The sequence below is a fragment of the Sphingobacterium kyonggiense genome, assembly GCF_039536825.1.
Classification (GTDB): Bacteria; Bacteroidota; Bacteroidia; order Sphingobacteriales; family Sphingobacteriaceae; genus Sphingobacterium; species Sphingobacterium kyonggiense.
Genome location: NZ_BAAAZI010000012.1, coordinates 325,263 through 350,254, shown reverse-complemented (window position 1 = coordinate 350,254; position 24,992 = coordinate 325,263). Strand labels below are relative to the sequence as shown.

General features: G+C 37.7%; 19 protein-coding genes. 5 read left to right on the top strand and 14 right to left on the bottom strand.

Annotated features, from left to right (window positions below):
• Positions 1–8 precede the first annotated feature (8 nt).
• Positions 9–1,199 (bottom strand): trans-sulfuration enzyme family protein, encoded by a 1,191-nt coding sequence (locus ABD676_RS16175; protein WP_344675778.1) that lies wholly within the window; start codon positions 1,197–1,199, stop codon positions 9–11.
• Positions 1,200–1,308: 109 nt separating this feature from the next.
• Here ABD676_RS16175 and ABD676_RS16170 point away from each other — a divergent pair, with 109 nt between their 5' ends.
• On the top strand, positions 1,309–3,804 hold the full coding sequence (locus ABD676_RS16170; RefSeq protein ID WP_344675777.1) for a M14 family zinc carboxypeptidase: 2,496 nt from the start codon (positions 1,309–1,311) through the stop codon (positions 3,802–3,804).
• Positions 3,805–3,870: 66 nt separating this feature from the next.
• Here ABD676_RS16170 and mfd read toward each other — a convergent pair whose 3' ends face one another.
• Both mfd and ABD676_RS16160 read right to left on the bottom strand, forming a co-directional pair.
• On the bottom strand, positions 3,871–7,206 hold the full coding sequence (mfd, locus tag ABD676_RS16165; protein ID WP_344675776.1) for a transcription-repair coupling factor: 3,336 nt from the start codon (positions 7,204–7,206) through the stop codon (positions 3,871–3,873).
• 93 nt (positions 7,207–7,299) lie between these two features.
• Positions 7,300–7,848: a hypothetical protein gene (locus ABD676_RS16160; protein WP_344675774.1), complete on the bottom strand. Its 549-nt coding sequence runs from the start codon at positions 7,846–7,848 to the stop codon at positions 7,300–7,302.
• A gap of 510 nt (positions 7,849–8,358) precedes the next feature.
• Between ABD676_RS16160 and ABD676_RS16155 the strand changes: the two genes are divergently transcribed.
• Both ABD676_RS16155 and ABD676_RS16150 read left to right on the top strand, forming a co-directional pair.
• Positions 8,359–9,219, top strand: coding sequence for a helix-turn-helix domain-containing protein (locus ABD676_RS16155; RefSeq protein WP_344675773.1), 861 nt, complete (start codon positions 8,359–8,361; stop codon positions 9,217–9,219).
• Positions 9,220–9,227: 8 nt separating this feature from the next.
• Positions 9,228–9,647: a DUF983 domain-containing protein gene (locus ABD676_RS16150; RefSeq protein WP_344675772.1), complete on the top strand. Its 420-nt coding sequence runs from the start codon at positions 9,228–9,230 to the stop codon at positions 9,645–9,647.
• Positions 9,648–9,743: 96 nt separating this feature from the next.
• Here ABD676_RS16150 and galE read toward each other — a convergent pair whose 3' ends face one another.
• Complete coding sequence (gene galE / locus ABD676_RS16145; protein WP_344675771.1) at positions 9,744–10,775, bottom strand: UDP-glucose 4-epimerase GalE; 1,032 nt, start codon at positions 10,773–10,775, stop codon at positions 9,744–9,746.
• A 30-nt stretch (positions 10,776–10,805) separates the two neighbouring features.
• Complete coding sequence (locus ABD676_RS16140; protein ID WP_344675770.1) at positions 10,806–11,768, bottom strand: UDP-glucuronic acid decarboxylase family protein; 963 nt, start codon at positions 11,766–11,768, stop codon at positions 10,806–10,808.
• A 59-nt stretch (positions 11,769–11,827) separates the two neighbouring features.
• On the opposite strand from ABD676_RS16140, the gene ABD676_RS16135 reads away from it, so the two are divergent.
• Both ABD676_RS16135 and ABD676_RS16130 read left to right on the top strand, forming a co-directional pair.
• Entirely contained in the window at positions 11,828–13,072 is a 1,245-nt protein-coding gene (locus ABD676_RS16135; protein ID WP_344675769.1) for a 3-deoxy-D-manno-octulosonic acid transferase, read from the top strand.
• A gap of 503 nt (positions 13,073–13,575) precedes the next feature.
• Positions 13,576–14,034: a hypothetical protein gene (locus tag ABD676_RS16130; protein WP_344675768.1), complete on the top strand. Its 459-nt coding sequence runs from the start codon at positions 13,576–13,578 to the stop codon at positions 14,032–14,034.
• 396 nt (positions 14,035–14,430) lie between these two features.
• Here ABD676_RS16130 and ABD676_RS16125 read toward each other — a convergent pair whose 3' ends face one another.
• The 9 genes from ABD676_RS16125 to ABD676_RS16085 all read right to left on the bottom strand — a co-directional run bounded on the left by ABD676_RS16125 (position 14,431) and on the right by ABD676_RS16085 (position 24,931).
• Complete coding sequence (locus ABD676_RS16125) at positions 14,431–15,879, bottom strand: glyceraldehyde-3-phosphate dehydrogenase (RefSeq protein ID WP_344675767.1); 1,449 nt, start codon at positions 15,877–15,879, stop codon at positions 14,431–14,433.
• 150 nt (positions 15,880–16,029) lie between these two features.
• Positions 16,030–16,602 (bottom strand): GNAT family N-acetyltransferase, encoded by a 573-nt coding sequence (locus tag ABD676_RS16120; RefSeq protein ID WP_344675766.1) that lies wholly within the window; start codon positions 16,600–16,602, stop codon positions 16,030–16,032.
• 234 nt (positions 16,603–16,836) lie between these two features.
• Complete coding sequence (locus tag ABD676_RS16115) at positions 16,837–17,259, bottom strand: hypothetical protein (RefSeq protein WP_344675765.1); 423 nt, start codon at positions 17,257–17,259, stop codon at positions 16,837–16,839.
• Positions 17,260–17,470: 211 nt separating this feature from the next.
• Positions 17,471–19,009: a hypothetical protein gene (locus ABD676_RS16110; protein ID WP_344675764.1), complete on the bottom strand. Its 1,539-nt coding sequence runs from the start codon at positions 19,007–19,009 to the stop codon at positions 17,471–17,473.
• Complete coding sequence (locus tag ABD676_RS16105; RefSeq protein WP_344675763.1) at positions 19,010–20,080, bottom strand: HlyD family secretion protein; 1,071 nt, start codon at positions 20,078–20,080, stop codon at positions 19,010–19,012.
• Between the two features lie 74 nt (positions 20,081–20,154).
• A complete protein-coding gene (locus ABD676_RS16100) occupies positions 20,155–20,622 on the bottom strand; it encodes a MarR family winged helix-turn-helix transcriptional regulator (protein WP_344675762.1) in 468 nt (155 codons plus the stop codon).
• 476 nt (positions 20,623–21,098) lie between these two features.
• Positions 21,099–22,961: a M1 family metallopeptidase gene (locus tag ABD676_RS16095; RefSeq protein ID WP_344675761.1), complete on the bottom strand. Its 1,863-nt coding sequence runs from the start codon at positions 22,959–22,961 to the stop codon at positions 21,099–21,101.
• Positions 22,962–23,034: 73 nt separating this feature from the next.
• Positions 23,035–23,463, bottom strand: coding sequence for a hypothetical protein (locus tag ABD676_RS16090; RefSeq protein ID WP_344675760.1), 429 nt, complete (start codon positions 23,461–23,463; stop codon positions 23,035–23,037).
• A gap of 4 nt (positions 23,464–23,467) precedes the next feature.
• The gene (locus ABD676_RS16085) at positions 23,468–24,931 is read right to left on the bottom strand and encodes a WG repeat-containing protein (protein ID WP_344675759.1); all 1,464 of its coding nucleotides are present in this window, start codon (positions 24,929–24,931) and stop codon (positions 23,468–23,470) included.
• Between the last annotated feature and the right edge of the window lie 61 nt (positions 24,932–24,992).

Below are 24,992 nucleotides of genomic sequence, written 5' to 3'. Positions count from 1 at the left end.
CTATTGCCTTAAGCTTGCAGACCTTCTAATGCTTGGTCAAAATCTGCAATCAAATCATCAATATGTTCTATTCCTACAGAAATGCGGAGCATTCCTGCCGTAATACCACCACTTTGTTTTTGTTGCTGATTATGATGTCCTCCCCACATACTTGCTGGATGTACCACGAGCGATTCAACACCTCCTAGGCTGGCTGCATTGGCAAAAATCTTTAGTTTGTTTAATACTTGTTGCGCGTTCTGATACGCTTGCTCCTCACTATCTCCGATTAACTCTACACTCAACATGCCCGTTCCACCTTTCATTTGTTTTTGAGCCAATTCATATTGTGGATGAGATTCTAGACCGACATAGCCGGTATATTTTATACGTCGATCTGCTTCAAACCATTTAGCTAGTGCTAAAGCATTTTCGTTGATTTGCTTCACGCGCATAGAAAGGGTTTTTAAGCCCCGTACAAGAAGCCAAGAGTCAAAAGGGCTAAGTGAGCCTCCCAAGGTCAAAGAGCGTCTCCAGACCTTATGGATGTAGTCTTTACTTCCACATACAGCACCTGCAGTCAAGTCACTGTGACCACCCAAATATTTAGTGGCAGAATGTACAATAACATCAATCCCATAATCCTTTGGTTGCTGATTAATCGGTGAGGCAAAAGTATTATCAACCATCGTGGTTATATTATGTTTCTTGCCTAATTCACCTATAAAGGCCAAGTCAGTAATGGCTAGATTAGGGTTAGATGGTGTTTCTACATAAATGAGCTTGGTGTTTTCCTGAATAGCATCCTCAAAGGCTTTATTATCCGTTTGGTTGACATGAGTCACTTGGACTCCGTAATCTGACAAGAATTCTCTGAAAAACAACATGGCACCAGAATAAAGTGAATGCTGCGTGACTACATGATCTCCCGCTTTGACAACGGCGAGTATGGCTGTACTAATTGCTGCCATTCCAGTAGCTAAAACTAAGGCATCCTCTGTTTTCTCCAAGCTGGCAATTATAGCTGCAGCCTGTGAATTACTTGGATTTCCATGTCGATGATAAAAGCCTGGATGCTTGGTTGCTGTTGCTGCAATTATGTATGCTTGTAAATCCGAATCTGCATAATAAGTCGATGTTTGAAATATCGGTGTAACGACTGCATTGGTCTCATTAAATGCACTGCCCTGATGGATCAGATCTGTTTCTATTTTTGACATTTTGGTTGATTTAGAAAATATAAGGTAGAAATTTAAAAAATTATCCGTTAAATAGTTAATTTGTAGCTCTAAACTGTAAAGATTATTTACCTATTAATATTGCTAATTTATGAAAAGATTACTGAGTATGATTGGTTGTTTCATAAGCTTTTGTGCTTTTGCACAGGTGAAATCACCCTCAGAGTTTCTAGGATATCAAGTTGGTGCCAAAGTAACGCCGTATTGGAAAGTTCTGGACTATTACCAATACCTGGCACAACAATTCCCAAATCAAATAAAAATGGAGGCTTATGGTCAATCTGTAGAAGGTAGACCCTTGCAGGTGTTTTACATATCTTCCGAATCCAACATCAATCGAATAGAAAGCATTCGAACAAACAACCTTCAACTAGCTCATGCCATGGAAGGCCAAGGAAGCACGGATATTCCTGCCATAGTTTGGATTTCCAATAATGTACACGGTAATGAAACTTCCTCCATTGAAGCGTCTATGTTGACATTATTTGAGTTGGTCAATCCCAAGAATAATCGTTCAAAGACTTGGCTGAACAATACCTTAGTTATTATGGATCCATGCTTAAACCCTGATGGAACTGAACGATATAACAATTGGTATAATGGAATGATAGGTGTACAGTATAACCCAGATCTTTATGCTCGCGAGCACAGAGAGCCTTGGCCGGGAGGACGTGTTAATCATTATTATTTTGATTTGAATCGTGATTGGGCATGGCAGACGCAACAGGAAAGTGAGCAGAGAGCCAAAATATATAACAAATGGTTACCACATATTCATGCTGATTTTCATGAGCAAGGCATTAATTCACCTTATTATTTCCCGCCTGCAGCTGAGCCTTTTCACGAAGTAATAACTCCTTGGCAAAGGGAATTCCAAACGACCATTGGTAAGCATAATGCTGCTTATTTTGATACGAAAGGCTGGCTGTATTTTACCAAAGAACGATTCGATTTATTTTACCCCTCTTATGGGGATACTTATCCGCTTTATTCCGGAGCCATTGGAATGACATTTGAAAAAGCTGGAAATGGTTCAGCAGGATTAGGTGTTTACACCGATGAAAAGGATACTTTAACATTAGTGGATCGAGCAATTCAACATCATGCTTCTGGATTGAATATTATCGAAGTGGTATCACAACATGCAAGTAAGGTTGTAACAGAATTTAAGAAATTTGGAGATGATGCCATTGCTGGAAAACTATCTTCCTATCAAACTTATATAGTGAAATATGATGAAAATAGGTCTTCAAATACGCATGCTTTATTAGATCTACTGGACAAGAATAATATTAAATATTACAGTTCGACTGGAACGATTAAAGGTTTGGATTATTTCAGTAAAAAGGAGCAAAGTCAGCAGTTATCAGCGAAGGATATTGTTATTCCTGCTAATCAATCCAAGGCGGCACTGATACGTGTACTTTTTGAACCTGAAGCTAAACTAACGGATTCCGTTACGTACGATATTACCGCTTGGGCATTGCCTTATGTTTATGGACTGCCTGCTGTAGCATCCCATACGAAGATATCCAACTTAAATACCTATAATTTAGATAAGGTCAGTAACCCGAGTAATGCTGCATTTGGTTATGCTGTAAAATGGAATGGTTTCTCCACCGCTCAATTGGCAGCGGCCTTGTTGAAACATAAGGTGACTGTAAAGTCTTCAGATTATGCTTTTAAACTAGGTACGGATAATTTCCCGAGAGGATCTTTACTCATCATGAAAAATGGTAATAGAAATAAAGATTTAGAAAGGCTGATTAAAGAGGAATCAGATAAACTACAGGTTCGGATTTACCCAATAGCATCTGGTATTGTGGATGGAGGAAGAGATTTGGGAAGTTCGGATGTAAAGACAATAAAGGCGCCAAAGGTCCTGATGATGGCAGGTGAAGGATTGCGAGCAACTAATGTGGGGGAGGTTTGGCATTACTTTGATCAACAATTGAAATATCCTATTGGGCTGATTAATCCTAATGATTTCTCTCGTGTTAAATGGAATGAAATCGATGTTTTTATCATGCCTAGCGGCTTTTACACTTTCCTTAGAGATAGTAATCAAAATAAAGCCTTTGGGGATTGGATAAAAGCAGGTGGTAAAGTTATTGCATTGGAGTCGGCAGTTTCGCAATTGGCATCTCAAGAATGGAGTAAGTTGAAAGCCAGTAAAGCTGATACATCTAAGAAAAACAAGCCAAACCCGTTAAAGAAATATGCTGATAGAGAGCGTGGAGCTTTAGAAAACTATACTTCAGGAGCTATTTATAAGGTAAGCTTTGATGAAACTCATCCTTTGATGTATGGAACCAAAGAATATTTCACTTTGAAAACAGATGCAAATTTATACCAGTATTTTGAGAACAATGCAGGCTGGAATGTAGGCTATATTACCGAGGACTCTAAAATGAGTGGTTTCGTTGGACATAACTTAAATAAGAAACTCAAAAACGGATTAGTATTCGGAACACAACGAGTAGGTGCAGGAACGGTAATTTACCTGACGGATAATGTTCTATTTCGAAACTTCTGGGAAAATGGTAAGCTTATTATGGCAAATGCCTTATTCCTTAGCAACGATTAATATACAGAAAAAGGCGAGTTGGAATCATCTAACTCGCCTTTTTTCTTGTTGTATATTTTCAATGAATTATACCATTTCAGATAATAACTGAATAGCATATTCGATGTTATTGACATTGTTGATGGCAATACGCAATTGACCTTTGACTTCCTTCAGGTTGGAAATACTGCCATGGTTTTGAACGAAGGCTAATACTTGTCCAAACTTTTCCGATTGGTAATAACTCGATTTTGGATTGCTCACAAAGAAGCCTTTCAGGGTATCTTTTTTATAGGAAATTTTCTCTAATCCAATTTCTTTACCTAGCCACTGCAACCTAAGGGTATTGAACAGCTCAAATACAGGCTCTGGTATTGGACCAAAACGATCGATTAACTCCTGTTCAAATGCTTTTAGATGCTGCTCATCCTTTAACTTCGCAATCTCATTATAGAGGTTGTAGCGCTCCGATATGTTCGTTACGTATTCATCCGGAATCAAGACTTCTAAATCAGTATCAATCTGCGTGAAGGAGACATATTTACGATTAGCCTCATCGGCAAATAATTCTCCGAATTCATCGTCCTTCAACTCTTGTACCGCTTCATCCAAGATCTTGTTATACATCTCAAATCCTATCTCGGCAATAAAACCAGACTGCTCTGCCCCCAATAGATTACCTGAACCTCGAATATCTAAATCACGCATGGCAACATTAAATCCTGAACCCAATTCAGAGAACTCTTCAATTGCAGATAGGCGTTTATAGGCTTCGCTGGTTAAGGTTGAAAGTGGTGGACTTAATAAGTAACAAAAGGCCTTTTTATTGGTTCTTCCCACACGACCACGCATTTGGTGCAAATCACTTAAACCAAACATATGAGCATGGTTAATGATGATTGTATTGGCATTAGGGATGTCCAAACCTGCTTCAATAATGGTGGTTGCCACAAGAACATCGTAATCGTGGTTGATGAATTTTAACATCACATCTTCCAATTCATCGCCTTCCAATTGACCATGTGCAATTCCAACACGTGCTCCAGGAACTAACTTGCGAATCAACATGCCTAATTGTGGTAAATCAGCAACTCGATTGTGAATAAAGAACACCTGTCCTCCACGTTCTAACTCATAGCTAATAGACTCTTGGATAAGTGGCTCATTGAAAACATGTAATTCCGTCTGTACAGGTTGTCTGTTTGGTGGTGGTGTGGAGATAATGCTTAAATCTCTTGCTCCCATTAAAGAGAAATGTAAGGTTCTTGGAATCGGAGTAGCCGTCAGGGTAAGGGAGTCTACGTTTGCACGCATAACCTTTAACTTCTCCTTGACAGAAACTCCAAATTTCTGCTCTTCATCAATAATCATCAAGCCCAAGTCCTTAAACTTGACATCCTTACTCACTAACCTATGCGTCCCGATGATAATGTCAATTTTCCCTTCCTCTAACTTCTTCAACGTTTCCTTTACCTGCTTACTGCTTTTAAAACGATTGATGTAATCGATGTTAGCCGGCAATCCCTTTAAGCGTTCTGAGAAAGTGCGGTAATGCTGTAAAGCTAGAATAGTGGTCGGCACCAATACAGCTACCTGCTTGCTATCTGCTACAGCCTTGAATGCTGCCCGAATAGCAACTTCGGTTTTTCCGAAACCAACATCACCACAAACCAAACGGTCCATAGGGTGAGGTGACTCCATGTCCTTCTTGACATCATTTGTTGCTTTTTCTTGATCTGGAGTATCCTCATAGATGAAGGAAGCTTCCAATTCGCGTTGCAAATAACTGTCAGGACTAAAAGAATTACCTGTTTGAGCTTTTCGCTTAGCATATAATTTGATCAGGTCACGGGCTATATCCTTAACCTTTTTCTTCGTTGTCTTCTTTAGTTTGTCCCAGGCATCAGTTCCCAGTTTATTCATCTTCGGAACCGTGCCTTCCTTTCCGGAGTATTTCGAGATGCGGTTTAAGGAGTTGATATTAACATATAGCAGGTCATTATCCGCATATACTAAACGAATCATCTCCTGGGTTTTACCATTGACATCGACTTTTTCAAGGCCGGCATATTTACCGACACCATGATCAATATGGGTAATAAAATCACCAGGCTTTAATTCACCCAGTTCTTTTAAGGTAATCGCCTGCGAACGCTCATAACCTTTCTTGCGTTTGTATTTGTAATAGCGATCAAAAATCTGGTGATCGGTATAACAAGCAAGCTTCAAGCTATCATCCCGAAAGCCCTCGCGTAAAGCTTTATATATGGGAGTAAAACTAATACTCTTGTCCAGGTCATCTAGGATGGCATAAATACGCTCAATCTGCTTGCTAGAGTCAGAGAAAATATAATTGTGGATACCATGCTTCTCATTTTCCTTCAAATTGTGGATCAATAAATTGAAATCCTTGTTGAAGGAAGGTTGAGGATGCGCATCAAATTGTATCGTTTCATCAGCTTTGTAAAAGAACTGCTTCCCAAATTCAATGATTGGATATTCGAATAACAAAGCATTGAAGTTTTTATCATCGGTAAAGGTAAATCGAGGATCTACCCAATCAGGATTTGCTTGAATATCTTTCTCCGAAAGGGCTTTCCAAAACTGAGAGGCTCTTTTATAGCCATCCTTTAAAATATCCAAGGTAAATTGTACATCCTTTATCCAGATAATGGAATTCTTTTCAATATATTCTAGTAGGGAAATATGGTTATTGCTTAAGAATTTCGCTTGTACATTGGGAACAATAGTAACTGTATGGATTTTACTGACTGATAATTGTGATTCAATATCAAATGTCCGAATACTCTCGATATCATCACCGAAAAACTCGATACGATAAGGTAGATCATTGGAAAAAGAGAAGATATCGACAATACCACCACGAATAGCAAATTGACCTGGTTCATAAACAAAATCCACCCGTTCAAAATCGTACTCGTAAAGAAACTCATTGATGAAATCAATGCTGAGTTTACTGCTCTGTGTTATTTCAAGGGTATTTTTCTCTAAATCCTGTTTGTTGATAACTTTCTCGGCTATAGCCTCAGGATAAGTAACCACAATCTTCGGTAATTCGGATTGTTGGTTTAAAGAGCTTAACGTTTCTGCCCGCTGTAAAACATGCGCGCTATCCAATTGGGTGAACTCATAAGCCTTACGGTAGGATGCAGGAAAAAATAGGATTTGCTTGTCAAAAAGACTCTCTAAATCACTTAAGAAATAGGAGGCATCCTCATGCGTCGGAAGGATAAATACATTTAATCGTTTTTCCACTTGATAACAAGCTGCCGCTATAAATGCATCTACAGAGCCAACGAGACCCTTTAGATGAATCTTTGGGTTTTCGGCTTGAATACCTTGCTGTAATGTTTTAACAAATTGGGATTGGCTGTATTGATCTAATAGTTCTTGAATATTCACGCGGAAGAGTCTTTTTGCAAATTTACAAAACTTTTGATTGGCAGTCTAATACACGATGGATAATCCGTATAGCTAAATAAAAAAACATACTTTTTAGACGATAAGATGATGCTCTTCAGCAAAATGAAGAACATATTCCATTTGTTCTTTTAAATCGTATTGTAAATCCTCATGAAGCTTATCGTGCAGTGTAATGATGTTTTTTACCCGTCCCATCAAGTACTTTTGTAATTTGATGGCAGGCATTAAAGCAGATGGAGTAAACAGATTTGGATAGCGATCAAATGCTTCCTCTACTAACAATAAACGACATTCCAATACAGAAAACTTATCCTTAGTAATCTTTTCATGTTCATTGATCATCCCACTACCTTGGCGAATTAAACTCGACAACTCCTTGAAATTAGAATAAACCGGAAGGTTTTTAATCCGACTTCTAGCTTGGTCATATAAGTCATCTAATCTGTTCTTTAAATCCTCAATACGATCCGCTAAATCAGTCTCATCTTCCAACAACTCATAGTGAAGCTGCTTTAACAACATTTTATCTTTATTGATTAACCGAACCAATAATTTATCTTTCTCTTTTGCCGGTAGATTTAATACCGCTTCCTTCAAAACGGAATCCTTGTGTAATGACATGCTTAAAGATAAACATTGTAATTGAAATTGTGTTTTGCGTTGTTTTTTAGATGGGTGATATTTAAATGGGCGATGCGTGCAGCGTCCCTATAAACATTCGTGAATTTATTGTGGCGTATAGGTTAATGGATGTATTAGGCCTACAAACCTTAGTCTACTTTAATTACCCCTATACAGTTTGAAGTTCATTTATCTTCGATAAATGATGACGTGGTCTTGTGCGGAGAACAAAGACTCTTCGCTTTGCTCTGAGTTGTAAGTAGCAGAAAAGATTGACATAGGACGTTCAATTCATGCTTTTATGTTCATTTAACAATCTAATTCTTAAAGATTTATTAAGCCCATAGGTCTATATACTATATACTTTCTACTAAATACTAACCAAAAGCGGTCTATAATGGTAATTTTTCTATCATATTTACATATGTTATATCCATAACAAGTAAAAAGTACCATTCATTTCTCTTTTTATACCATACCTAATGGTAGTTATTGAGTACTTTTGTATTGATGGCAAAGATACCTGTAATCGAGCAATGTACGGTTTCCTATAAAGAGGATAAGCATTTCCTAGCGGATCGCTTGGATGTGTACTTGGAGAGGAATTCCAATCTTGTTTTTCCGCATAGACATAATTTCTACCATATGGTATTATTTCTTTCGGGTGCAGGGAAACATGAAATCGATTTTAAGCAATATTCCATTACTCGGGGTCAAGTATATGTTATGGGACCTGGTCAAGTTCACTCTTGGATGTTTGAAGGCGACATGAAAGGCTATATTGTCAATTTTGATATCGATTATTTTAAATCTTTATTGTTGCAATCGGATTACGTAGAAAGCTTAGCAATGTTCTCCTCCTTAAATGAAGGGGTGTTTACCTTGGATGAACTGCAACTGAGAGAAATGATGGGATTGATGAGTCAATTGATTGAACTCAATGAAAAACCGATTGTCTCGGATTTGAATCGTTCGTTGCTTTTGTATATCTTACTAAAGTTGGATCAGGCTTATGCGCCTAATTTCCCTTCCAAGACGGTAGATTATCATTTAGTTTTGATTAAAAACTTTATAGCATTGGTCGATCAACATTACAAAGACTTACATTTGCCAAAAGAGTATGCTGAATTATTATTCGTAACACCGAATCATTTAAATTCAGTTTGTAAAGAATACTTGGGTCAACAAGCAGGCGAGGTTATACGAAATCGTATTATCTTAGAAGCGAAAAGACTTTTGATTCTTCCTGATTGGACAGTGTCGCAAGTAGCTTACGAATTAAGTTTTAATGATAATTCATATTTTACAAAGTTTTTTAAGAAAATTGAGGGGATAACCCCAGAGGAATTTAGGAGGTCACAATGGAAATAAATACAAATATGGAAACAAAATATAGCATCCCATCCGAAATAAAGTGTGCAATTGATGGTAAATGTCCGCGTTGTAGAACAGGGAATATGTTTGCCGCACCTTTGCTAAGCTTTAAATCGCAAAGGATGTATGAAAGATGTCCTGCATGTGATTTGAAATTTGAGAAAGAGCCCGGATACTTTTATGTGGCCATGTATGTAAGTTATGCCTTAAGTGTAGCGGAATTAGTTACTGCCTGTGTTTTGACTTATTTTATCAGTGGTAACTTAGAAAGCCCTTGGCTTTATGTCTTCGTTGCTCTTGCAGTAACACTGTTAATGGCACCATTTAACAATCGCTATTCACGTATCATCCTGCTTTATTGGATGACACCAATGTTTAAATTTAACCCGAAGATTTATGAGCGGGTTAAAGAAGAAGGGTTTTAAGAATACAACGCAATTTTATAGTTTTTATAACGGTTTAATAAATGAAAAAGCAGTGAATCTTTGATCCACTGCTTTTTTATATGCTAGTTATTCAGCTTACTGAATAGGATTCTCACTTAAGTATTTTTCCCAAGCCCAAGCAGATGCCATCATTTCATCGATTCCCAATTGTGCTTTCCAGCCCAATTGATCAGCAGATTTAGTAACATCTCCCCAAACTTTAATAATATCGCCTTCACGACGTGGACCAACAACGTAGTTTAATGGCTTACCTGATGCTTTCTCAAATGCAGAAATAGCCTCCAATACAGAATATCCATTACCAGTTCCTACGTTGAATACATCGTAATTGCCGTTTGGATTTCCTTTTTCTAATAATTGAATTGCTGCAACGTGTGCTTTTGCTAAATCCACTACATGGATATAATCGCGAACCGCTGATCCATCTGGAGTATCATAATCATCGCCAAATACCGTTAGTTTTTCGCGTTTACCAATAGCCGTCTGCGTAATGAATGGCAATAAGTTCTGTGGAACACCAATCGGCAATTCACCAATTAGAGCAGACTCATGTGCTCCTACCGGATTGAAATAACGTAGGGCAATGATGTTATAATTGCTTGCTGCTTTTGCAGTTTCCTCTAAAATCTCCTCAGCGATTTGTTTGGTGTTACCATAAGGAGAAGTTGCCTTCTTAACGGGAGCCGCCTCATTTACAGGTAATACATCTGGCTCGCCATATACAGTACAGCTGGAAGAGAATACAAAATTGATTGGCTTTTCTCTATAAGACTCCAACAAGTTGATTAAGGAGAAGAAATTATTGTGGTAATATTTCAATGGATTCTGAACAGATTCTCCAACAGCTTTTGAAGCTGCAAAGTGAATAATTCCAGAAATGTCCGAATGCTCAGAAATAAACGCATTTACTTTTTCTGTATCACAAAGATCAAATTCGTAAAACTCAGGTTTTACTCCAATAATCTTCTCAATCTGATCTAAAATCTTAACACTTGAATTGGAAAGATTATCAACCAAAATAGGAGTATATCCTGCATTGTGTAATTCTACGACTGTGTGTGAACCAATATAACCGGTACCACCAGTTACTAATATCTTCTTGCTCATATTTTATGTATTACGAATGTTTAATTTCTATTAATAGTTTTTAGATTCAAATAATTCCTGATAATAGGCGATTGTTTTATTTAATCCATCTTGACGACTCACCGTCGGTTCCCAATCTAGAATCTTCTTTGCTTTGCTGATGTCAGGACGTCTTTGCTTTGGGTCATCTATAGGTAAGGGTTCAAATACGATTTTTGAACTACTTCCTGTCAATTCAATAATCTCTTTTGCCATTTCCAGTAAACTCATTTCATCCGGGTTTCCGATATTGACCGGTAAACAATAATCTGAAAACAGTAAACGGAATATTCCTTCAACCTGATCAGTCACATAGATGAAGGAGCGTGTTTGTCGGCCATCCCCAAATACCGTGAGATCCTTTTGTTGTAAAGCCTGTGCTATAAAGGTGGGTAATGCCCTTCCATCTTCCAAACGCATACGCGGACCAAAAGTGTTGAAGATACGTGCAATTCTCGTTTCTAGGCCATGGAAGTTGTGGTATGCCATGGTCATTGCTTCCTGAAAACGCTTGGCTTCATCATATACCCCACGTGGACCAACCGGATTGACATTGCCCCAGTATTCCTCGTTCTGTGGAGATACTAAAGGATCACCATAAACTTCCGATGTAGATGCTACTAAGATTCTTGCTTGTTTGCTCTTCGCTAATCCCAATAAATTATGAGTTCCCAATGATCCAACTTTTAAAGTCTGAATAGGGATTTTAAGGTAATCTATAGGACTTGCTGGAGATGCAAAATGTAGGATGTAGTGCAGTTCTCCAGGTACATGGACAAACTTGGATACATCATGATGGTAAAACTCGAAATTGGATAATTGAAAGAGATGTTCGATATTTTTTAGGTCTCCAGTTACAAGGTTATCCATCCCAATAACATGAAAATCCTCCTCAATAAACCGGTCACATAGGTGTGATCCTAAGAATCCAGCTGCGCCGGTTATTAATATTCGCTTGCGCTTGTTCTCCTGCACAATAGTGAAATTGAAAAGGTTTAAATATCTTTGACGAATATAAGCAATATTTTAACATTATGCGTTTCCTCTATCAGTTGAGTATCTTTTTATATGGGCTTTTATTACGCCTTGTAGCTCCTTTTCACCCCAAAGCCAAATTGTGGGTGGCAGGACGTAGAGGGCTACTCAAGCGCATAGAGCAAACGGTTGAAAAAGGGCAAGAATACATTTGGTTTCACTTTGCTTCCTTAGGTGAATTTGAACAAGGGAGAGCCGTTATGGAGCAAATTAAAGCCAAGTATCCTAACGAAAAAATAATTGTAACTTTTTTTTCCCCATCAGGATATGAGATCCGAAAAAACACCGCATTAGCAGATTATGTGTTCTATTTGCCTGAAGATACAGCAAGAAATGCGGAGCGATTTGTTGAACTTATCAATCCAAAATTTGCCGTATTTACTAAATATGAGTATTGGTATTTTTATTTTAGAGCCTTAAAGCGTCGTCAAATTCGCTTATTGATGATATCCGCTATCTTCCGTGAGAATCAACTTTTCTTCAAACAATACGCTCGATTTTATCGAAGCATTTTAAAACTAGTTTCCTATTTCTTTACGCAGAATATGGAGAGTGTCCACCTTCTAAAATGGATCGGAATAAGCAATGCAGGTCTTGCTGGTGATACCCGATTTGATCGTGTAGTCGAATTGCCTAAGGAACATAAGGATATTCCAGAAGTCAAGGCTTTTGCTAACAGCCATCCTGTGCTTGTTGCTGGTAGTACTTGGCCAGCTGACGAAGCCTTGTTAAAAGAATTACTAGAGAAACATAAAACATGGAAGATGGTGCTTGCACCTCATGAAATCCATGAAGAACATATCCTTCAGATACTGAAGTTATTCCCAAATGCCCTTCGTTTTTCACAGTTTAACGCTTATAACGAATCACAAATAGAGCAAGCACAAGTGTTGATTATTGATAATATCGGTATGCTCTCCTCCTTATATGCATTTGGCCAGATCGCTTATATCGGTGGAGGTTTTGGGGTTGGTATCCACAATACTCTGGAAGCCGCAACTTATGGTATCCCTGTTGTTTTCGGTCCAAAATATGAGAAATTCCAAGAAGCAAAGGATCTCATTGAAATAGGTGCAGGATTTTCTATTTCCGATGCGGAAGAATTGAACCAAGTCTTCAATGCCATGTTGGTAGAAGCAAAAAGAATTCCTGCCGCTACAGCCGCTAAAAACTATGTACAGCAACGAGCGGGTGCTACACAAATCATCATGAAGTATCTGGAAACCGAGAAGTTGTTGGGGTGAGACCGCTTCGCTATTAGATATGAGATGTGAGACCGCTTTGTTGCCCTTCGGGCAGTATTTAGTATGTAGTATTTAGTATTTAGACCTATTGGCGGGATAATAATTTTGCTACTTACAACTCAGAGCGAAGCGAAGAGTCTGAGCCCTTCGGGCAGTATTAAGTATTTAGTACGGAGTATTTAGACCTATTGGCGGGATAGTAATTTTGCTACTTACAACTCAGAGCGAAGCGAAGAGTCTTTGTTCTCCCCACAAGGCCACGTCATCATTTATCGAAGATAAATGAACTTTAAACTGTATAGGGGTATTTTCATAATAAATAAAACTGGCTAAGCATTGTAAGTTAGAACCATCCATTAACCATCAATATGCCACCAGCAATTCACGAATGTTTGTAGGGGTGATGATTTTTTAAGGTAAGTGCATTCACAGTGTTTAAATGGATATCGTTTTTCTTAAAAAATTATCATTATTTTTATTAGCATAACCGTTGTTCTATATTTATGAAGCATATAAAAATAATTCTCATAAGCTGTATCGCTGTATTATCAGCCCATACTATCAAAGCCCAAGATTATATGCAGTTGAAAACGTATCAGGATACGGCGAATTATCTCATTCATGAATTTGATATGAAAAAAGGAAAATATGCTGGGAAAACTTTCACTACACTTCTTAAAGATTTAAAAGTTAAACCAAAAGACATATTAGTTGGGGGATGGAATGGAGAGCTTGTTAACAAGAATAATCTTGGAATTTATATGTATTTATTTTTGAATGATGGGAAAGAATTTGAGGATAAACACTTTATAGTCGTACATTTTAATAACGTACCTACAGATTTTGATACTATAAATGCACTTTGTTTTCAATCAGAAAAGATAGACTTGAATAAGGTATTTGACTTGTATAAAAATACAATTGTATCACGTGTTTCTGTAAAAGATTATACTCAAAACTAGCCACTAAGGCCTTAATGGTAGACCGCTACGCTATTAGATATTAAATTGTCATGTATTACGGAATATATTGATCTTTTGGCTAATTGGTTTTTATAGATTTTTAAACGGTCGAAGCATGCTTCGACCCTACGGTAAAGGATGTATCATTCTTGTTTTTCACGAATGTTTGTAGGGGCGATGCATGCATCGTTCGCTTTTTATAATCCATATTTAAATAACCATATCCAACAAAAAAGCGGTCGATTTATCGACCGCTTCTAACAATTTTCACTAGATATTCTATTATTTAAAGTTTCTTCGGCTAGCCTCAGAATGAAGATCTTTTTTTTTCGCCAATAGGTCTAAATACTAAATACTATATACTTAATACTGCCCGCAGGGCAACAAAGCGATCTCCTAATAATACGTAAACCTTCTTACACCAGCGACATGTCTTGCCAGACGCATTACCTGATGCGAATAACCATATTCATTATCATACCAAACATATAATATAGCTGTCATGCCGTCATCCGATACGATGGTAGCTGGAGCATCTACGATAGAGGCAGCTGAAGATCCAATAATGTCGGAAGATACCAGCTCTGGGTTATCGCTGAATTTAATTTGCTCTACTAAATCGCCGTTTAGGGCAGCTTGTTTTAGGATCGCATTAATACCTTCAACAGTTGTTCCTTTTTTCAATTCCAAGTTTAGGATGGCTAATGAACCATTTGGAACAGGAACACGAATCGCATTGGAAGTCAATTTTCCTGCTAAAACAGGCAATACCTTAGCAACAGCACTTCCAGCACCTGTTTCGGTGATAACCATGTTTAGTGCAGCAGCACGTCCGCGACGTGATTTCTTATGCATATTATCCACCAAATTCTGATCGTTTGTATACGAGTGAATGGTTTCAATATGGCCTTTTTCAATACCTAAGTCTTTCTCAATAACAGCTAATACTGGAGATATTGCATTGGTGGTACAAGATGCCGCCGAGAAAATATTAGTAGCCTTAGGGTCAGCATCATGTTCATTTACACCATAAACAATATTAGGTACACCTTTTCCGGGCGCTGTAAGCAATACCATGCCTGCACCTTTGGATAATAAATGTCTAGATAGTTCCTTATCATCGCGGAATGCACCCGTATTGTCAATTACCAAGGCATTCTGAATGCCATAACGTGTATAATCAATATCCTCAGGATTCTTCGCAGAAATCATGTAAACCGGAATACCATTCATAATGATAGAACCATTTTCTACATCGATCTGAGTCTCTCCATCAAATGATCCATGGATAGAATCCTGACTTAATAAGTTTGCTCTCTTCAATAAGGATTTCTCATCAACTTCATCTCTTGTTACGATCGCACGCAAACGTAATTGTCTACCAGCACCCGCTTTACTGATTAATTCACGAGCCAACAAACGTCCAATACGACCAAATCCGTACAATACTACGTCTTTCGGTTCAAATTGCTGATGGTCATTTGCCCCAGCTAATTTTTGCTGAAGGAAACTTGAAATAGCATCTTCGCTAATGTTCTCTTCACGAATTTCTAAAGCCAACTTTCCAATGTCGATACGAGACGGCTTTAAGTTCATACCAGCAATAACTTCAGCAACTTTTAAGGTCTCTGAAATGTTCAATGGAACATCCATATAGACTTTGGATTGTTGATGAAGATTGAGGATAAAGCTTACTCGACGATCGATCAATTGATTTCGGAATAAGACAAGTTCGATGGAGTGGTTATACCACAAATCGCTCACGATTTGAACCAGCTTCACGCAAGCATTTTGGTTCATTTTGTAACTTTTGATCTGCTCCTCAAAAGTAATTTGTTGTGTCATAATTTTCGTTGAATGGGTATTGCCGCAAAAATAGTCATTTTAATAATATTTGACGCTTATTTTTTAGAATATCATATTTTGTGACAAAATATGACCCGATCAATTGAAATTATGTTAAAAATCCACCTGTTTTTACGTGTATATAGTACACTATGAAATACCCCTATTGGCTTTAAACTGCATTTGCTCCAATTGCTTGCCTAAAAGCGTTTTCTCTTTAATAACCTCAAAACCTAGGCGTGCATATAGTTTCTTAGCCTTTGGGTTGTCCAAATCTACCAATAAGCCTAAAGTTTGTTGATTCTTCTCGACATATTCTTCTATTAGAAAGCCGAGTAACTTACTTCCTATCCCCTTACCTTGTTGACTTGGATCTACCGCTATACAGTCGATATAAATTTCTCCTGCCTCAGTTTCATGCTCTGGATTAAAAGGTAATTGATATCGTTCGGCAACTAATTCTGCTACAGGTGCGCGCAATTTGTCTAATTCTCCTCCATCGTACAACAATGCTGTGCCTACTAATACCCCATCATCCTCCAAAACCCAATTATTTGAATAGGAATATTGGTTCCCTTCCATTTCTACCAAGGTCTTTAAAAAATCAAAAGCCTCTTGATAATCCTCACACCCAATAAACCGATAAGCAATATCTTCCATCGCCATCATCAAAAATCCAGCTATTGCCTCTGAATCATTTTTCTGTCCTCTTCTAATAGTCATTCTTATTCCTTTTATCCTCGAAAAATATAAACTTGAAATAATAAAAATAGGCCCTTATTAAGGCCTAATACACAATATATAATTTTTTGTTGTATTCTCTCCATTCCTATAGGAGAATAAAGTTTTAAAGCTAATTTATTTAATTGCAGCTAAGTTTTTAGCCAATAGTTCTCAGCTATTATTAATAATAGCCAGTTTCTTCGTTACCTGATAAAGTACAGCTAAACCAATTATTTATTTGTTCTTCTTTTTGTTTTTCTTTCTTTTCTCCAACAAGTCGATCTGTGCAGTAAGTGCTGAAATGGTAATCTCTTGCGATTGAATGGTTGCTTGTTGTGCATTGATTACCTTTTCTAATGCCGTTACCAAAACAGGGCTGCTGTCTTGACGATCGATTTTAGAAGGTAAGGTAATGGCCAGTTCATTGATCTCCTGATAGGTAGGGCGCAACATTTCACCTGAACCATTTAATAACCATTCGGGATTAATGTCTTGATAAGTGGATAAAATCGTGGAAACTGCGTCAGAACCTAATGAGGAGTTTTTTTGGACCCCCTTAAAATTTGCATATGATAAGCCTAAACCTTTAAAAAACTCTACTTTTTGGATGCCCTTTGTCTCTGCGATCAAGAGGACGCGCTCTTTAATATTGGTCATTAAATCTATGTTAATTGCTGTAGAATAATATGTACCTAATTTATTAATAAATGTTATATAAACAAGACTTGCAATGTTAACAAATTAGAAAATTATTGTTTAAGAATAATGAAGTGATTGGAATAAATGGATTAAGAATTTTATAGTTATTAAGCCAATGCCTTGTTTGGCAAAGGCATACATAATCAGAAAAGTACTACTCTTTATGAGTTTACCCCATCGGTGTCACCTGAATCAATTCCTTCGTATTCTTTTTAGTTCCCCAATTGAAAATATGTCTTACGGTAGAAGAATGGTAGGGCAGAACAGCGATTATTAATATAACCATAACATTCGCTAAGCATAAATAAAAATAAAGGTCATGTAAACCCAATAGGCTAGCTTGTTTTTGAAAGCTTAATATGACTGTTCGATCAATGCTTGTATTACCTGGCATTAACTCCGCTAACCTGGTTTGATGCAATATTTGCAAGCTATTGAACCAATTGCTAATTAAACTTGACCAGAAAACCGTAACTAAAAATGTCCTAACCAATATGAACAGAACTATGCTATGTAAAAACTCCTTTGCCGGAACATTACCAGCGAGGTAAACTGCTGTGGCTATAAAGGAAATCATAACCGCCATTCCCCTTATGATAATCGGTAAAATCAACATGTCCAACGATGTTCGCGAATCCAGAAGCTGCAAAATCAAGACATTGGAAAGCAAATAGAATAGGGCGGAAATGAGAAAGATTGCCTTACCCTTTTTAGTTCGCTTGAAGTACAGGAAAACAATTAAACTACCCAATACATAACCCACAATAATATAACTGTTGATCTCCGCTTGTTTGGTTGGGTTGCCCGGTAACAGCAAATTCATCAAATTGGATAACAAGCTGGTATTGCTATAAAACAAACCCAATATGAATACGGTAAACAGGGTTAGAAAAGTAGCCTTGTTTCCAATACTTGAAAATTTGATGATCTTTCTTTTCTTTCGGTAATTTCTATTGAAGAACAGCACAAAGAACACGATGGTTAATACAATCCCGATTAGGATGCTTTTACTGTATAACCAATTGTTTTGTAAGCCATAACTGGCCACAAATGAAAAGCTCAATAGACTCGCCGCTAATAGGACCGTACCAAGCCAATCGTATTGGAAGAGCGGTACTGTTTTAATATGTTGGGTTTTAAAGCAGATAATCACCACAAGTAAACATAAGCCCAAAAGGAGGTTTTGAAAATGAAAACCCAATTCCCAAAAATAATGCTGTGCCAGATTGGCAGCTATCAATCCGCCAACAATAGGGAATACCAGGTTCATTGGATAGTATATCGCATACATTTGATATCGCTCACCCGTAGGCATTAAAAAGGGCATTAGCTCTGTTATTAACGCCATGGTGACAATAATCTTAACACATCCGAATACAAACATCAACATCACATTGATTAAAGGGGAGTGGTTGATCGCCAATACGGTATTAATAATGGCTAATAAGAGAATGGAAAAGACGATTAATCGCTTTTTAGGTAAGAAGAGGGTCAATCGGAAAATAAGCGAAATGGAACAAACCATCCCAGTACAGTAAGCATACATGGCCATGGAAAGATCTGCTGAGTTGGCTGATTGACCACCGATTAGGTAAGTATAGATCGTAGAAGGTATCCCGCTGCAGCAGGATAAGCTAATGGCAATCAGCAAGAGAATGCTTAACTTCCACGATTGTGGTACCCAATTCCGAAAAACACTACTCCCCATCTATATCGCTTTTACCACTACGTTTAATCCTATCAGCAATTTCTCTAAATCCTTAGGTTCGTTATCCGAAGTAAATTCAATTCGTACAGGAATACGTTGTTGTACTTTCACAAAATTTCCGGTACTGTTATCTACTGGCACCGAAGAATATTTGGAGCCTGTAGCCTCTGAAATGGCTTTTATCTCTCCATGGAATGTGACATTCGGAATGGCATCTACCTTTAGTTCCACCTTTTTTCCTAAGGCAATTTGCTTCATCTGACCTTCCGTATAATTAGCAGTAACCCATTTTTGCTGATCTCTAACCAAGTTGAATAGGGGTTGACCGGCTTGAATGAGCTGCCCAACCTCCACAGGAATACGCCCTAACACACCATCGTATGGCGCAACAATTACGGTATAGGACAAGTTCAGCTTTGCCAGATCCAATGCCGCCTTTGCTCGAAGGATATTAGCTTCATTGATCCCAGTACGTTTATGGGTTTCTTCCGTCGTGAGATGACTGTTGTGGTGCTGCGCTTGTAATGCTTTATATTTTGCAGCTAAGGACTCATATTCTGTTTTTACTTGCTCATATTGATATACTGCAACAGCATCCTTGTCCATCAAGTCTTGATAGCGTTTATAGTTTACCTCCGCATTTTGTAAGCGGCTTTTTAGCTCTTCCATATTTGCCGCTGCGATTTGCTGCCCATTCCGGGCTATCTCCACTTCCGTGTGCACAACAGCATTTCCTGCTCGGGCATCTGCAAGAGCCGCCATAGCATTCTCGACTGCAATCTTATATTCATCGTTCTCCAATACCACTAATGTATCGCCACGATGAACCATTTGATGTTCTTGAAACCGAATATCCTTGATGTAGCCACTGACTTTGGAATTGACCGGATTGATGTGGGCATCAACCTGTGCATCTTCCGTATAAACACTCTCGTTTAAATGAAAGAATTCTACCAATCCCCAATTTATTGCTCCTAGTATAACTAGGATCGTTAGCAAGTTAATGAGGTATATATTCCTTCTTCTCTTTTTCTCCTTTGGACTAATAGTATGTGTTGCTGTATTGCTCATGCTTTATTGTTGTTTTCACTGATTATAAACCCAATAAATTAGTTCGATATTGAACTAATATATTACTAAAAAAGCTATTCAATAGCCTTTTTTAAATTTTGGAGTTGCTTGCTTAACTCGGTAATATGCTTAATTTTTGATTTTTCGACGATCAATTCATAAAGCTCTTTTTGTATTGGTTCAACTTTCTTCTGGTAATCCCATCCTTTTTCAGTTAAGGTTATTCGGTTATTCCTGCGGTCATTAGGATCAGGAATACGTTCCACCAAATCCCGCTTGCATAGGTTATCGATCAAGGGGGTTACACTTGCCTTACTTTTTTGAACCTCATCGGCAATATCTTGCTGATTTACTTCTTTATTACGCCACAGTACCGCTAGTACTTGAACCATCTCATAAGTCAAATCCAAATTCAATTCCTTTACGCGTTGAAAATAGAATTGTTTAATCGTTACCCTTAGGGCAATGATATCATTGATTAACTGACGGATGGCTTTCGATTCTTCTGGCATAACAATGAATTGATGGGCAAAGTTAAACATTTAACAGTTAAATATCAAACTAATAATGTATAGGAACTGTATCTCCCTCTTTTTGGTTAATTTAGGTATAGAAGTGAATCGTATTCAGTTTGGTTCTTTGTATATATTGCTTTTATACTCTAAAGGAATTTCTTAGGATCTGATAGGGATTTTGTTCGGATCTCGTTCGGTCGGAACCGAACGAGATCCGAAGGAGATCCGAACAAGTTCCGAAGGAGATCCGAAGGAGTATCGAATAAAACCCCTTGTAGACCCCTAGGAATCCATTGTTTGACACAAGGATAATAGGAGGAAAATCGGTTGAAAGGAAAAATCATTTTGGACAAAATCGGTTAAGGTTTAAACCGATTGATGAATAAGAATACGCCATAAAAAAACACGCCCAATAATTTGTTTGATTACAAATGATTTGGACGTGCTTTAAATGATATTCTGATCTCACAGACTCATCCGCAAGGTCAAGCGTATTTGTTTATTTAGCGCTTATTATCTTCAGGATTGATGTCCGCCAAACGTTCTGTAGGATCGATTTTAACGGACTTCACTTTTTTAGATACTGGAACCGTGTAAGTTGGTTTTGTCCAGAACCAATCTGGCAAAACGGTACGTTTAACCCCTTGATAAATGTCGTATTTCTCGGCAGGTTTTTCACCACGCATTTCACGCAAAGGAATGTAGAATAATTCCTTGCTGCCATCTTGGTATTCTACCAATAGGTCAATAGGCATAGCCAAATTGGATTTATTCACTAACTCAATGGAATTGTCAGAAACCGTATTGATACTGTAGTCGATGGTTCTTGTCGTGTTAATAAATAAGTTGAAATACCATTTCAAATTAATTCCGGATACTTCCTCAGCCACACGTTTAAAATCATTTGGTGTTGGATGTTTAAATTTCCAGATATCATAGAACTTCAAGAAAGTTTTCTGAAGGTTTTCTTTTCCGATGATATAGCCCAATTGCTCTGCTAAAACAGCTCCTTTGTTGTACGCTTCGTTGCTGTATGCATAGTTGGTGTTGTAATAATCGGCCAATAAGCTCATTGGTTCTTCTTTGCCTGATTTGGCAAGTTTGTAATAGGCCATATAAGCTGATCCGATAGGGTTCAAGGCATTGTCAGTAGGACGAACAAACAATTCGGTTAATGCCAACTCCTCAATATAACTTGTGAAGCCTTCATCCATCCACTCATCTACTGTTTCGTTCACTCCAAATAGATGCTGATACCAAGAGTGCGCAGCTTCGTGGTAAATAACGCCTACAAGTCCTTTTAAGTTACGTCCTCCAGTGATTAATGTTGCGGTACCATATTCCATTCCGCCATCACCACCTTGTACAATGGTATAGGTTTTCCAAGGATAAGCGCCGAAATGTTGACCGGTAAAATCGAAGAAATCTACCGCTAAACCTAATGCTGTTTTCCAGTTGTCCGTTACTTGCTGGTCAGTTGGTAAATAGACGGTATATACCGTTACTCCACCTTTGGTTTTAGCCGAGTCAACGACTAATTTTGGATCGGCAGCCCAAGCAAAGTCATGAATATTCTCTGCTTTATAGTGCCAAGTTGCTTTTTTGTTGTTGACCTTAATTTTCGGATTTTTAACATATCCCTTCACTTCAGATGGGTTTTGAAGTTTTCCGGATGAGCCAATCACGTAATCTTTGTTGATATGTATGGTCACATCGAAATTTCCGAATGGAGCGATAAATTCACGGCCTACATATTCATCCAGGTGCCATCCGAACTCATCGAATTGTGCCATTTTTGGATACCATTGGGTCATGGAAAATGCAATCCCTTCTCTCGAATTACGTCCAGAACGACGAATTTGCTCTGGAACTTGAGCTTGCCATTCCAAGTCGAACTCCACTGTACTAGCATCTTTAATTGCCGTAGGTAAGGAAACTTCCAGAATGGTGCCATCCTCTTTGAAGTTTACTGCTTGGCCGTTGTATTTTACAGATTTAATTTTCTGATAACCGATTTGATCAGGCTTTAATGCTGCAATACGGCTATGCAAAACAGGTTTTTCACGCGTACCCGAGTTGGTAACCATACGGGCATCTGGATCGACAATGCTTTTCAGACGTTCGTCCATCATGCTCCCAGGTTGGAAGGCATTGAAATATAAATGGAAATAAACTTTGTTTAACTCCTGACCGGAATTGTTGCTGTACTTCAATTTCATTTTACCATCGTACTGATATGTTTTTTCATTCACATCAATGTCCATGGTATAATCCACACCTTGTTGCCAATAGGTTTTTCTTTGGGCAAAACTTGTCAAGGCAAGAACAGTCAATAATAGGCTTGTAATTGTTTGTTTTAAGTTCATAAACCAAATATATAAAATTTACATAATGGTAACATGAAACCTACTTGTAGATTGCGTAAAGTTTTTATGGGAATTAGCCTAATACGATTGCTATCTCTTTGGATTTCAATTCGGCAAGTAGTGATTCGAAGTCATCCACAGCAACAAATAGTTTATTCCGCCAAATACGGAGAGTTGATCTTTTGTTATTAAAGAAAATAGCTAAAAGGTTACCTCCAGAACGAAGGTGATTTTTGATATAGCTGATTTGAGCAAGGGGAAGGATAATATCCTTTCCAGCACGCGAAATATGGATTTCCTGCTCTGTTAATTTCCAAGTTGAGGATTGAAAGCTAATTTTGACAGCAGCAAATAGGATAATAGGAATACAGAACAGCAAGATGACAATCTTGACGATTTCCTGTAAATTAAAAAATGAAAGTAAAAACCCTGCAGCAAAGAGTCCAGCTAGTAATATCCAGATGAATCGTCCACGATGCAGGGTATTTATTTGAAAGGTCATGTAATTAATTTTCTTCTTCGATGTTTACGACTTCACCTTTCGTGTTGATATAGTACATTTCTTCTGCACCGAATTTGGTAACTGAAGAAATACCATTTACAAATGGGGTAGCATAGGCAAAGATAAATGGAATAACGGTAGCCCCTTTTTCATTAATGAAACCATACTTTTCGCCATCCTTGCTGGCAATAAATAGGTTGTCCACATTGGATAAGTATATTTCTGGGAAACCCTCTACGACAAGCTTTTTAGTTGCCAAATCGAATACTTGTGATTTTTCATTGTCTAGCACGACAAAATATTTATTGTCATATTGTGAGATAAGCGGGTAAGAAGCAGGAAGAACAATGTTTCCCTTTTTATCGACTAATCCATGTTTTTCGTTTTCAGAAATCAAGGCATAATCACCTATAAAATTGCCCAATGATTCAAAAGTCTTACTACCCCAAAGGTTTTTTCCGCTTTTGTCCATTAAGCCAGCTTTACCATCTTTGGTGAAGATATAGGCAGCAGATTCATCGTCAAATGCAATATATTCATAAGTGAATGGTAATACCGTATTTCCTTTAGCATCAATAAATCCACTCATGCCGTCAGCATTGGAAGCAATGATCGCTCCTTCACGGATTTCCGACAGGGATGTAAAGATGGGGTTAGTAATGATATCGCCATCCGAATTTTTTAAACCATACATGGTAGCAGTGGTATCGTAATAGCCAACTAAGCCTTCCCCTAATTCCATGTCAGCAAAATCTTCATCAGCATAAGTTGTTTCTACTAATTTGAATCCTGCAGGTATTTCGAAGAAATTGGCAGGAACATTTTCTTGACTTACTTGATGCGCAATAAATTGCATGCCACCAACATCTACTTTTAAAACAGCTCCTGGTACTTTGGACATAAAAATAAAACTGCCGATATAAAAATTCGGGATTTTTTCCGTGTACCAAACCTCTATTTTCTCTTGTTCGTCATTAGCAATAACAGACAAATCATCAGAAAGCACGGTTAGGATTGCCAATTTACATGGAAAACCGGCAATCATTTCAGTTCTTCCAGCAACAAATTCTACACTTACATATTCTTCATTAGCTTCATCACCTATATTTAACCAGCCTAAAGGAGAATCATCCATGTTGGCATAGGCCGAGTCTAATAAATTTACCATGGAAATTTTATTGCTGGTTTTGCTAGTTATTTGGTAATAATCTGGAGTAATCGTATTCTTTGTTAGAAATACATCCTTATTCGTCCAAATTTCAAACAATGATTTTCCCTGTTCCCGTTGTTCAATGGCCGTTTTGATTAATTTTATGTTGGCATCGCTGGTATCCAAGTCTGGTTCCTCCAATTCCAATAACAACTCTTCAGAAAAATGCATCTGATAAGCTACTTTATACACAGGTCCTTGTGCAAAAGACAATTGAACAAAGAGACAAAAAGTTAAAAAGGAAAATAAGATTTTCATATAAGAAATGTTTACCGCAAACTTCCTTGTTTTTTTTCAACTACAAAAGAGTTTGTCGATA